The organism is Klebsiella sp. PK18 (assembly GCF_057784655.1).
This window is the reverse complement of the sequence record NZ_CM173493.1, coordinates 2,626,227-2,638,160: the sequence shown is the minus strand read 5'-3', so window position 1 is coordinate 2,638,160 and position 11,934 is coordinate 2,626,227. Positions and strand designations below refer to the sequence as shown.

General features: G+C 48.6%; 11 protein-coding genes and 1 pseudogene. 8 read left to right on the top strand and 4 right to left on the bottom strand.

Annotated elements, in window-relative coordinates:
* Positions 1 to 15: 15 nt before the first annotated feature.
* Positions 16 to 621 (bottom strand): annotated as a pseudogene (ahlK, locus tag AC3EMD_RS12850) (N-acyl homoserine lactonase AhlK); the annotation flags it as partial.
* Positions 622 to 781: 160 nt separating this feature from the next.
* On the opposite strand from ahlK, the gene AC3EMD_RS12845 reads away from it, so the two are divergent.
* Positions 782 to 1,669, top strand: coding sequence for a LysR family transcriptional regulator (locus tag AC3EMD_RS12845; protein ID WP_110203845.1), 888 nt, complete (start codon positions 782 to 784; stop codon positions 1,667 to 1,669).
* A gap of 41 nt (positions 1,670 to 1,710) precedes the next feature.
* Here the strand turns inward: AC3EMD_RS12845 and AC3EMD_RS12840 are convergent, their stop codons facing one another.
* Positions 1,711 to 2,613, bottom strand: a complete 903-nt coding sequence (locus AC3EMD_RS12840; protein ID WP_004190055.1) for a LysR family transcriptional regulator — start codon at positions 2,611 to 2,613, stop codon at positions 1,711 to 1,713.
* Positions 2,614 to 2,716: 103 nt separating this feature from the next.
* Between AC3EMD_RS12840 and AC3EMD_RS12835 the strand changes: the two genes are divergently transcribed.
* Positions 2,717 to 3,925, top strand: coding sequence for an MFS transporter (locus AC3EMD_RS12835; protein WP_302074148.1), 1,209 nt, complete (start codon positions 2,717 to 2,719; stop codon positions 3,923 to 3,925).
* A gap of 70 nt (positions 3,926 to 3,995) precedes the next feature.
* Here the strand turns inward: AC3EMD_RS12835 and AC3EMD_RS12830 are convergent, their stop codons facing one another.
* Positions 3,996 to 4,625 (bottom strand): helix-turn-helix domain-containing protein, encoded by a 630-nt coding sequence (locus tag AC3EMD_RS12830; RefSeq protein WP_117088670.1) that lies wholly within the window; start codon positions 4,623 to 4,625, stop codon positions 3,996 to 3,998.
* Positions 4,626 to 4,691: 66 nt separating this feature from the next.
* Positions 4,692 to 5,351 (bottom strand): winged helix-turn-helix transcriptional regulator, encoded by a 660-nt coding sequence (locus AC3EMD_RS12825; protein ID WP_022065813.1) that lies wholly within the window; start codon positions 5,349 to 5,351, stop codon positions 4,692 to 4,694.
* A gap of 441 nt (positions 5,352 to 5,792) precedes the next feature.
* Here AC3EMD_RS12825 and AC3EMD_RS12820 point away from each other — a divergent pair, with 441 nt between their 5' ends.
* The 6 genes from AC3EMD_RS12820 (at position 5,793) to AC3EMD_RS12795 (ending at position 11,934) form a co-directional block, all read left to right on the top strand.
* Positions 5,793 to 6,323, top strand: coding sequence for a fimbrial protein (locus AC3EMD_RS12820; protein ID WP_008804859.1), 531 nt, complete (start codon positions 5,793 to 5,795; stop codon positions 6,321 to 6,323).
* 57 nt (positions 6,324 to 6,380) lie between these two features.
* Complete coding sequence (locus tag AC3EMD_RS12815; RefSeq protein ID WP_019705107.1) at positions 6,381 to 7,058, top strand: fimbrial biogenesis chaperone; 678 nt, start codon at positions 6,381 to 6,383, stop codon at positions 7,056 to 7,058.
* A 28-nt stretch (positions 7,059 to 7,086) separates the two neighbouring features.
* Positions 7,087 to 9,621, top strand: coding sequence for a fimbria/pilus outer membrane usher protein (locus AC3EMD_RS12810; RefSeq protein ID WP_302074147.1), 2,535 nt, complete (start codon positions 7,087 to 7,089; stop codon positions 9,619 to 9,621).
* A gap of 34 nt (positions 9,622 to 9,655) precedes the next feature.
* Positions 9,656 to 10,663 (top strand): fimbrial protein, encoded by a 1,008-nt coding sequence (locus AC3EMD_RS12805; RefSeq protein ID WP_302074146.1) that lies wholly within the window; start codon positions 9,656 to 9,658, stop codon positions 10,661 to 10,663.
* Positions 10,664 to 10,673: 10 nt separating this feature from the next.
* The gene (locus tag AC3EMD_RS12800) at positions 10,674 to 11,186 is read left to right on the top strand and encodes a fimbrial protein (RefSeq protein WP_302074145.1); all 513 of its coding nucleotides are present in this window, start codon (positions 10,674 to 10,676) and stop codon (positions 11,184 to 11,186) included.
* Between the two features lie 127 nt (positions 11,187 to 11,313).
* Entirely contained in the window at positions 11,314 to 11,934 is a 621-nt protein-coding gene (locus tag AC3EMD_RS12795) for a helix-turn-helix transcriptional regulator (protein ID WP_049155169.1), read from the top strand.

Here is an 11,934-nt window from a genome sequence, read left to right as displayed (position 1 = left end):
TCAAACGCGATTCGTTACAGCTAGCGTAAAATTTGTACCACCCGGTAAGCGGATAAGAAAAGATTGATGGCCCGGTGAATGCCCTGGGGTGAAAATACATTGTAACGTGCCATCACCGTAAAGGTCATAGTGATCATCGGACAACCCGTTCAGAAATAGCCAGTTAAGTTGGGGACGATCGAAATCGCGTCGGCAATAGGCTCCTGACGTAAACCAGTCAGGGGCAAAGGCATATTCATACTCTTGCCTCTGGACAACATGCGTAGCATGGGGGAAGCGACCAATTGCTCCCGTATGATCAGAGTGCAAATGGGACAGGACCACATAGCGGATATCCTCAGGAGCAATGCCAATCCTCTTAAGTTGTTCCACGCAACCCTGTTCTTCTGACATCACCGGTTTAAACTGCTCTACAGCACTTCCCCAATAACCGCTGGGATCTTTCAATCCTTCGACAGCCAGACCGCCGTCAATCAGCGTAAACCCATCCGGATGGGTCAGCAGAAACCAGGGGACAGGGATCTCATAATGCTCTCCCACGCCCTGATTCATCCGGATATGCTGATATCGACAATGCTGTGTTCCTGACTGGAACATGAAAAGCTTTATCTCTGGCATCATTATTTTCCACCAATAAATCAATTAAATAGATTGAAATTTAGCCTGGCTCAGGCCTTGAGTCTGGATTTTTCATCATTTCGCAGGAAAGCAGTAGATGCCTGTCCACACTTACATTTATCGGTAAAGCCAATATAATTGGTGAATGGATCTCTTCTCAGCAATGCGCATATTTATCAGGGTGGTTGAACGGGGCAGCATGTCGGCTGCAGCCCGCGATCTCGGCATTGGCCAGCCCGCCGTGAGTGAAAGAATAGAAAAACTGGAAGCTCATCTTGGGACACGTTTGCTTAGGCGCAACACGCGTAATATGTCTCTAACGCACAGCGGTAACGTGTTTTATGAGCGAAGCAAAACGGCCATTCAGGCGGCAGAGCATGCTCTTTCTGTGAATGAGGAAAATCAGGGGCTGCAAGGCAAAATCCGTATTGCCGCGCCCTATTCCGCCGGAGAAAGCCTGCTGATGCCTGCATTGTTGCAGCTTCAGAACGAGCATCCGGAGCTGCAGGTCGATGTCATTTTTAACGACCGCGTCATCGATCCCGTCACCGAGGGGGTCGATTTATCACTGAGGTTAGGTGATGTCTCCGAAGGCTTTTTTGTCGCACGTCCGCTTGGCGCCGTGCGCAGAGTGCTAGTGGCCTCTCCGGCTCTGCTGGCGAAAATGGGTCATCCTGACACGCCGGAAGCGCTGACAGATTATCCATTTGCTGCTGTTTCCGGTGTATTCGCCAGTAATCGCATTCAATTGATCGCTTCCGAAGATCAACTCATTAATGTTCCCGTCAATATTCAATTTCAGTCCACGCACTGGCGGAGTGTCCTCTCCTGGTTATTAGCGGGACATGCCATTGGTGTTTTGCAAAGTCCGGTTTGCAGAAAAGAAATGGAAGACGGCGCGCTCATCCCCCTCTTAAGCCACTATCCGATCCCGCCATTTAGTGCCTGGTTGCTCCATCCACCAGCTGGGATGATGTCGTATGAAACGCGAATTTGTGCCTCCCTACTGGAGGGCTATCTCAGAGATTTGTTGCTTGAGCCGGCCGGCTGAATAGAACAGCGCCGCCCTGGCGCGCTGAAGATGGCCTCTTGTTAATGACTCAATCTCTGATGCATGAAATCAATAAGCGCTCTTGTTTTTGCCGGCAAGTAACGCCGATCTGAATACAGAGCGAACAATTGCAAGGGGGCTGCCGATTGTTCAAATTCAATCTCGATTAACCGCCCATCATCAATATAGGGTTGGCAGGCTTGTTTCGACAGGATGGCAAAACCGACACCTGAGATGGCCGCTCGCCCTGCCATCTCTCCGCTGTTGACCCGATAACGACCGTTAACCTTGATCGTCTCGAATCCGCCCTTTTTATTCACAAACTGCCAGGGAGCGCCTTTAAGCGCATTCACCGTTGTAATACAGGGTAACTCTTCAAATTGCTGTATTCGAGAAGGCGTGCCATAACGCTGGATGACGGAGGGGGCCGCAACGATGGTGCAAGGGATCGTCACCAGATGACGGGCGATGTAGTCACTGTCATCCATCTGACCACGGCTAACAATGACAGCTAAATCCAGATCATCTCGCAGGGATTCATAACCCGACAAATTTGTGACGCAACTTATCTCCAGATCCGGATGCTGACAGGCGAAATCAGCAACAACAGAGCCCAGCAATACAGGACCGATTTCATTGGGAATACAGATACGTAATGGCCCCTTGAATTGCATTTGTCGCAACGTTAATTCGGTTTCAGTTTGCTCAAGTGCTTCCAGTAATGGCTTCGCCCGGGTATAGAGTAGATGCCCCGCCTGTGTGAGTTTCATATGTCGGGTACTGCGCTCAATGAGCTGAAGGTTCAGTTTGTCTTCTAACTGAGAAATGCAACGGCTCACATTTGATGTCGGCATTTCCAGGGCTTTCGATGCCCCGACAAAACTGTCTCGTTCCACCACAGCAATGAAGATTTTCAGCGCATTAAAGTCAAGAACTGGCCGCATCAACTATCCCACATATGATAATAATGAGTGCCATTTTTACCACCTAATCGACAAGTTTGATAGCAGTTAAGCTAGGATATCTTTCATCCACAGGTCGCTTGCTATGCCACAGGTCACCACAACATTTAATCAAAAGACGCTCATTCGGATTGCTTTGGTAATCGCTTTTGTCCAGTTTACTAATGCGCTGGAATATATGATGTTCAGTCCTGTTTTTACATTTATGGCTGCAGATTTCGCTGTTCCCGTCACCTTCTCAGGCTATGTATCCGGTATGTACACATCTGGAGCCGTCCTGTCGGGAATTATCGCCTTTTACTGGGTTGACCGTTGCAATAAGAAACGTTTTTTAATTGCCAATATGGTACTGCTAGCCATGGCGACACTGTTGACGACATTGACCACCAGTTTTCCTCTTCTTCTTACATTGCGCTTTTTCGCAGGACTGGTTGGCGGTACGACAATGGGTGTGGGGATCACTATTTTGATAAACCACACGCCGGCTGATTTGCGCGGAAAAATGTTGGCGACGGTGATTGCGTCATTTTCGATGGTCAGCATCGTGGGGATGCCCGCTGTACTATTTTTGTGTACTCATTACGGTTGGCATGTCGCGTTGTGGTTAATCTGCACACTGTGTTGGTTGGCATTGCCGCTGATCGTCTCCATCATCCCTCAGGATCCCGTCACTTTCGACACGCCCCACGCGCTGCCCCTCGATGTAGATACTTTACTGTTTGCTTCCGGTAATGCGCTGGTACAGTTTAGTCCAATGCTGATCATTCCTGTTCTGGCGCCATTAATGACGCAGCTGTTGGGGGCTTCTCAAGGTCTGCTGCCCTGGTTGTTCTTCGGCGGGGGTCTGGCGGGGTATCTGTCTACCAGAATGACAGGCGCATTAACCTCTCGTTTTTCTGCTTTGAGTTTGGCGACCGGGTCGACCCTCGTTTTTATCCTGAGCTTGCTGATACCCCTCCTGGGCTATCCGCATCCGGCGCTATTTATTACGTTGTTTCTCGGCGCAGCTTACAGTCGTCTGGTGTCATCGTCGGCGGTGACGATTCAGTTTCCTGATAACAAGCAACGAGCGGGATTCTCTTCATTACAGACATCCATGATGTATCTGATGACAACTGCCGCATTTTTCCTGTCTGCTTTTTTGTTACCCGACCATCGCATGGCGCTACAAAATATGGACATGCTGTTGGCGGTATGTGCAATTACCGCATCAGGAACCCCAATTATTGTCATCGTTTTGCAAAAGAAACTGGCTAAACGTACGTTCGAGCCCGATCGTTACAGCACTGAGTAGAACAGGGCGCGCCCTGCCCTGGACCTTTAAAACCCAGGTGTGGTCGCTAAATTGAGATGAGGGGCGTTATTTAGTACCTGGCGGGAAGCTTATGGATTTTGATGAGTCTTCCCTCCTCCATTTCGATAAAACCACCCGTTTTTAAATCCGCAAGAATACGCATGACACCGCTGCGAGACAGATGGGTTTTCTCGCGGATGTAGAGTTCTGCTGTGACTGCCGCGCGATAACTCTCATCTTCTTCTATGAGATTGAGCAACTGCTGGCGGATCATTTCGTACGCCGTCGGAGCGCCCTGCGGCATCACGTTGTTGTAAAGTCGGCCATACACAAACATCAGTTGCTTTGAGAGCAGTCCCCATAACGATTTTTCTTTAATAATGTCATTAACACGAGCGGTGGAGATCTCGCCAATCAGGCAGGGGTTTATGGTTTTGATATAGTCATCGAAGTAAATATCCGTCAGATTGGCAAGACCAAACACGGCGGGACTGCGTGCAGTGGACAGCATCATATTATCGTTTCGGCGATAAACCGCTACGGTTCCCTCGAGGATCAGGTAACACACCCCCTGGCCGTTCACCTTGAAATCCAGTTGCTCCCCTCTTTCGGTTTTACGTGGTGTGCAATACGGCTGTAAGTGAGTAATCAGCTCTTGCGCGTAGGGTGAACCTTTGTGAGGTCTTTCTAAAGAGGACATAACCGATAACCTTAATATTGACCTGTCTGATTATAGCGTGGCTTCCAGTCGCGGGTATCCTCATCGTCAGTATTTTCGAGGCAAATGGTTGATATCAAGCAGTATACCCCGTTCCATGGTGATGTACTTCCCGGTTCGTAGCTCGGCCAGAATTCGCATAATCCCGCTCCGTGAAAGATAGGTTCGGCTCTTAATATAGGCTGCAGCCGTAATTTTTTGCCGTATCGCATCCGGCTCTTGCATGAGTTCAACAAGCTGAAAGCGGATGATGTCATAAGCTGACATCTGCGAGATTTGTGCGCAATGCTCATACACCCGGGAGGCCGTGTAAATGAGGAGTTTCGAAAAATGCTCCCACAGATCCAGTTGTGCCACGATGTGATTAAAACAATCCAGTGGCACACGGGCGATCTCTGACGTCTCCAGCGCTCTCACATAAAGATGCTCTGAGGAAAACTGACTACTGACGCCCAGAATAAACGGTGCTGATTCAGAATTTAAAACAATGCCATCGCCGCGACGGTGCAGCGCAACGCTACCTTGCAATAGCAAAAAGCACTGCCGGATATCATCTTTATAATAATGCACGACGTCACCTCTGCCGATCACGACTCTTTCTGCTGCTGGCAACACATGTTTTATCAATGCCTCAATGTGCCGGAATGGTTTTAATTCCAGAGCAAGTGATTTGTCATGGTTTTCCGGGGGGGTTAAGCGCGTGTTCATAAGCAGCCTCAATTCCTCAACTGTGATCGCTTTTTGTATCGTCCTGAAGAATTATCTTAAAAATTAAGAATCCACGGAATATTGAGTTGCAGTCTAAAAGTAGACCCGCCCAAAGACGCTCTCTAAGTTATTGATTTTTTAATCCATGAGGTGTCGGTCTAAAAATAGACTGAGCATTAACAATGTCAATAAATAAGCAATAAATGTTGAATATTCGTTAAATGAAAGTCTACAGGTAGACCCAGAAAATAATTGAGTTTAAGAAAATGATTAGATAAATTTTAGCCAGTCAGCAGAACAGTTCAGGGTTTACCGTAATTAATTATGGCTGCCATGCTGCACAGTAAAATAAAGGCACCGGTATATAAAGAGTGTATACGCTCCTCGGCACCCTATTGCCTGAATACGAGTGGTATACAAAGTTAATAAGGAAACAGAGTAATGAAAAAAAGTCTTATTTTAGTTGCATTGACCGCAACTGCAGCGCTGTCAACATCTCACGCTTTTGCTGCCGCTGGCACCGTAAATTTCGTTGGGAACATTCTGGATACTGCCTGTGAAGTCGACGTGGCATCGCAAAACCAGCAGGTTAACCTCGGTAATTTTTATAAAAGTGAATTTCCGAACAGTGGCACAAAAGCGGCTGCAAAAGATTTTAATATTGTGCTTAAAAACTGTCCAACCACGGTAACTTCAACAAAAGTACGCTTTGATGGCACCCCCGATCTGACCAACCCTAACCTGCTGGCTATTGATACCTCAGCCTCCAGTGCGGCGTCAGGGGTGGCGATTAACCTGATGACTGCCGATAAAGTCGATCTGCCTTTGCACGGTGAGAACAGCTATAACTACGTGCTTAGCAGCACCCAGGACAATACGCTGAAATTCTATGCGCAATATATCTCCACCACGGCATCAGTAACGCCGGGTACGGCCAACTCCGTTGCTAACTTCTCCATTGTATATAACTGATTTTCTGTTCAGAAAACCTGATGGGGTCGATACGGCCCCATGTTTTAGAGGTCTAAAATGAATGTTCTTCGCAGTATCTTGCTCACCACCACGATAATGAGTGTTGGCTTATCTTTTGCTCAGGCCGGTGTCGTTATTGGTGGCACGCGCGTCATTTTTGATGGTAATAAAAAAGAAGCTTCTATTAGCATAAACAACCCGGATAACACCCCCTATCTTATCCAGTCATGGATTGAAACGCCGGGTGATGGGGCCGGGAAGGCACCTTTCATTATTACACCACCGTTATATCGACTGAATAATGGCCAACAAAACGTCGAGCGCATTGTTGCCACCGGCGCATTACCTCAGGATAAAGAGAGTCTGTTTTGGCTTAATATAAAAGCCATACCCTCCGCATCTCAAGTTGACAATACGCTGCAAATTGCCATTAAAACCCGAATTAAACTCATCTACCGGCCGGCGACGATGAAAGGCGCCGCCCCTGAAGAACAGGCCGATAAATTACGCTGGCAACGCGTAGGGAATAAAATACAGGTAAACAATCCGACTCAGCATGTCATGAATTTTAATGAAATCTCGCTTGCAGGTAAAAGAGTGCCTGATGTCAGTTATGTATTACCCGGCAGTACGGCGACGTTTGATTTACCCTCCGGCGTAACGGGCGGGCCAGTGACATTCAAAATTATCAATGACTATGGCAGTCCCGGGGCAGAACACAAAGCCAGTCTGTAGGCTGGCGAAAAGATACTGAGTGGGATTTATGATGATGGCAATGGATTATATAAAAGTACGATCTCCACGGTTGGCATTGTTGATAACCATCGCGCTCTTCGGTACTACACAAAATAGCTATAGTCGCGATTTTTTTAACCCAGAGCTGGTTGAACTGGATAACCCAGGGACAGAAAGAGTCGATCTTTCAGGTTTTGAATCTGGTGCGCAAGCCCCCGGGAATTATCATGTTGATGTCGTTCTGGACGATCAGTTAGTCGATACTCGCGATATCATGTTTGTTTTGCTGAAAGAACCTGGCGGTGATGAAAAATTAGTCCCCTGTTTATCCATTGAGCAATTAGCAAGCTGGGGAGTCAAGACTGGACTTTTTCCTGCGTTAAAGGGCGAAACCTCCTGTGCGAACCTGTCCGCCATTCCTCAGGCCAGTACAAATTTCCAGTTTGCCATGCAGCGTCTGGTATTGAGCATTCCGCAAGCGGCAATCTCAGCGCAAGCTCGTGGATCGGTGCCACCGGATCGCTGGGATGAAGGGATTAACGCCGCCCTGCTTAACTACAGTCTGAGTGGGGCGAATAACTGGGCCAAAAATAACAACAGCAGCAACAGTGATAGCCAGTATGCCAACCTGCGTCCGGGAGTAAACATCGGCCCCTGGCGGTTAAGAAATTACACCACCTGGTCGCGAGATTCACAGGGCCACGATGCCTGGGACACGGTTTATACCTATGCACAACGTACGATAATCCCGTTAAAGTCGCAGCTCACACTGGGTGACAGTTCTGCCCCGGCAGATGTTTTCGACAGTATGCCTTTCCGGGGAGGACAACTTGCTTCCGATGATGACATGCTGCCCGACTCCCTTAAGGGCTATGCCCCTGTGGTGCGTGGTATCGCCCGGACCAATGCCCAGGTGATCATCCGCCAGAATGGCTATCAGATTTACCAGAGCTTTGTGGCGCCGGGCGCGTTTGAAATTACGGACATGTATCCTACCGGCGGCGCCGGCGATCTTGATGTCACGATTAAAGAGGCTGATGGTAGCGAGCAGCACTTTAGCGTGCCATTTGCCTCACTTCCCGTATTACAGCGTGAAGGCCGAATAAAATATGCGTTAACGGGCGGCCAATATCGTTCGTACAACGGCAGCGTGGATAAGACACCCTTTGGCCAGATGAGCGTTATTCTCGGCTTACCCTACGGGTTCACGTTTTACGGTGGATTGCAGGAGTCGAGTAAATATCAGTCGCTTGCCGCGGGCGTGGGTAAAAACATGGGTGACTTTGGCGCTATCTCCAGCGACATCACCCAGGGCTGGTCCACGCCGTACAATATGCCGAAATCCAACGGTCAATCCTGGCGGGCTCGATACAGTAAAAACTTTGCTTCAACAGGCACTAACTTTGCGATTGCCGGCTACCGCTATTCGACCAGCGGCTACTATGGCATGCAGGAGGTCCTTGATTCTTATGGTGACAGTAATGCGCTCCAGGATAGACGCCGCAACCGTGCGGAGCTGACGTTGAGCCAGGGGTTGGGAGATAATCTGGGATCGTTGATGCTGAACGCCTCGCATGAAGATTACTGGAATTCAGGTAAGGCGATGGAATCCTGGAGCGTTGGGTATAACAACTACTGGCACAGTATCAGTTACGGTCTGACATGGACCCTGAGCAGGAATGGTAGTGCGGGATCGTACAGCGCTCACCAGAGCGACGGTAAAAACCAGATGCTGGCGCTAAATATCAGCATCCCGCTGGAAAAACTCTTGCCGCAGACATGGGCAAACTATGGCATGAATGCCAGCAAGCATAACGGTACGACACACAGCGTCGGGTTGAATGGCGTTGCGATGCCGAATAATGCGCTTAACTGGAATATTCAACAGGGTTACGGCACTCACGACGTGGCCTATACCGGCAATATGAATGGTGATTATCGAGGCACCTATGGCGAACTGACGGCCGGGTACAGCTATGACAAAAATACCGACCGTCTGAATTATGGGATTCAGGGAGGCGTGGTTGCGCATGCCAATGGCGTGACGTTCTCTCAGCCACTGGGTGAAACCAACGTGCTGATTGCTGCCCCCGGGGCTGCCGGTGTAGGAATCCAGAATATGACCGGCGCGACAACCGATTATCGCGGATACACGCTTGCCTCTAACTTAATGCCTTATCGCAAAAATGATGTGTCATTAATCACTGAAACATTGCCGGCTAACGTTGAGTTAGAACAAACGGTCAAAACCGTGGTCCCGACGCGTGGCGCGATTGTCAGGGCGAACTATCTGGCAAGCGTAGGCGTTCGCATGTTGATGAGCTTGACCCAGCAAAACGGCCAGTCGGTTCCGTTTGGTGCAATTGCCAGCATTGAAGGCGCAGAACACAGCAGCTTTATCGTTGGCGAAAGCAGTCAGGTGTATTTGACGGGCCTGGCTCCCCAGGTCAACCTGACCGTGAAATGGGGAAATCAATCCGCAAACACCTGCAGGGTGCATTACTCGATTAATATGGCGAAGCTGAATAACGATGTGATTATCGATAATGCTGCTTGCCGTTAACGTTGAACTGAATTTTAAAATCAGGTGCATAGATATGCGACTTTTCCGATCTGCATTATTAATGCTGACTGCGTGGTTTCCATTAAGTGGCTTCTGCTGTGACTATAGTTATATTGGCTCTCCCTATTCAGTGGATTATGGCAATATTATTGTGCAGCGTGACGCTCCCGTTGGGCAAGCGATCAGCAATGAGATATATGGTACCTTAGCGCATGCATATACCTGCCTCGCAACCGCAAACGAAGGGTCAAGTGCAGGGATGAAAAGTGGTGCCCTTCCCTATTTCGCAACGTATGGTTCCCGGCGTGTATATAAAACCAACTTGCCTGGCGTGGGGATTTCTTTGGGTTTTTATAAAAACACCAAAGCAGGCCAGACGACTTATTCCAGCACGAGTTATATTGGTGGGGATAATTATGCAACATTCAGTTGGTCATCAAACGCTGGGGATCTGGATATCAATGATTTCCAGCCAATTATACAATTCTGGAAGATCGGCGATATTACATCTGGTTCGGTGACGGGGCAACTGGCATCGTTTGTCGCCTATACCATGCAAAACCGAGGTGGAGAAATGGCGCCTGAAATTCCCGTCAATGCGGGAGCTGGGACGATCACCCAGGTGGCATGTGCGGTAAAAACGTCGAATATTTTATTTGAACTGGGGGACATCTTGGTTAGTGAATTCGGCTCTGCGGTAGGCACAACGCCCGCTAATGCGCAGAAGACGCAGAATCTCATTCTGGACTGCGATGCCGGAGCCAATATTAACGTCATGCTCACCGGGCCACAAAATCCCGACGTCAGCGATAATACCGTGCTGGCATTAACCGGTCAGGGCAGCGCAGGCGTCGCCCGTGGGGTTGGCGTGCAGCTGGTTTATAACAATACTCCCCTCACCTTTGGCAATAATCTGGTTTTGAAGAGAACCACGGGTGGCCAGGAGATGTTCCCATTAACAGCACGCTATTATCAGACCAATACAACGGTAACCACCGGCATCGCAAACGCGTCCGCAACGCTGAGCCTTACCTATCAATAAGGACTGTCAAATGAAAATGAATATATCAGTCTTGCTGATGGCATGCGCAACAGTATTACCTGCGCTGTCGGCAGACAATGTCGATATTAAAGTCACAGGCCGTATTATCGCAGCGCCCTGCGTTTTTAACGGTGGAAATTCAAATATGAATATCGATCTTGGTAATATCCAGGCAACAAATATGTTCACACCTGGATCTTCGTCCGATCCGGTTTCTTTTAACCTGCTTTTTACCAGTTGTCCGCCGGGCACGTTGAGTGTGACGACCCGTTTTAGCGGAACACCTGACCCGGAAGCGGGCATGAATTATTACCAAAACAGCGGCACGGCCACCCGCGTGGCGATTGCTATGTCTGATGCCACTACGGGGGTGTTAATGGGCAGTGGATCCAGCATAACCCAAAATATTGCCGCAGACAGAACGGCGAAGATGCCGATGAAAGCGATGGTCACTTCTGTGGCAGGAAGACCGACACCAGGTTCCATTCGCGCCGTCGTCGTTTTGACAATGCAGTACAACTGACTGGCCGCTGGCTATAGAGGATCCTATGCGCGCTAGTCGTTTTCCTCTTCAGGGAACTAACCGGGTGATAGTACATACTGCATCTATTACCCACATTCAGGAGAGCTATTATGTTTCGGTATGGTAAATGGTTAATATTGTAATAAAAGAGCCGGATACCCTCTTTCAGCGTGGACTGACCTTTTTATTTAGTGATTTCTTTTCCCAACACAATACCAAAGTTGATTTCAATTTTAACTTTACGTCGGAAAGTGTGAAGGTGGCGGACGTTATTGTGCTGGCATTATGTCCAGGAGAGTGTTTTATTTGCTGTCCTGAACTGCAGGAGCGAAAAAAAGGGATTGTGATTGGCGTTGTTGATGATGATATGCGTGTTACGGCTTTACCTTCTTGTTTTCAGGATATTATCTTTATTTCTCGTCGGGATTCCGTCACGCGGTTACGTACAGCATTGCACGGTGCCTGGCACCGGCTGCAGCAGACAAATACGCGACCGTCATCCATGTCCTGTTGTGATTGCCAGCCCACCAGGCTGTCTCCACAGCAGATCCGCATCATGACCTGTTTATATGAGGGGATGTCGGTCATGCAAATTGCAGACGAACTCATGATTAGTGAGAAAACGGTCTATGCGCATAAATATATGGTCATGAGAAAATTTAACTTACGCAACGATTATGAGCTAATGCTCCTGCTCAATAAACTAACCAAAAATTGCGCCTGGCCAGGTGGCTTTATAAATATATAA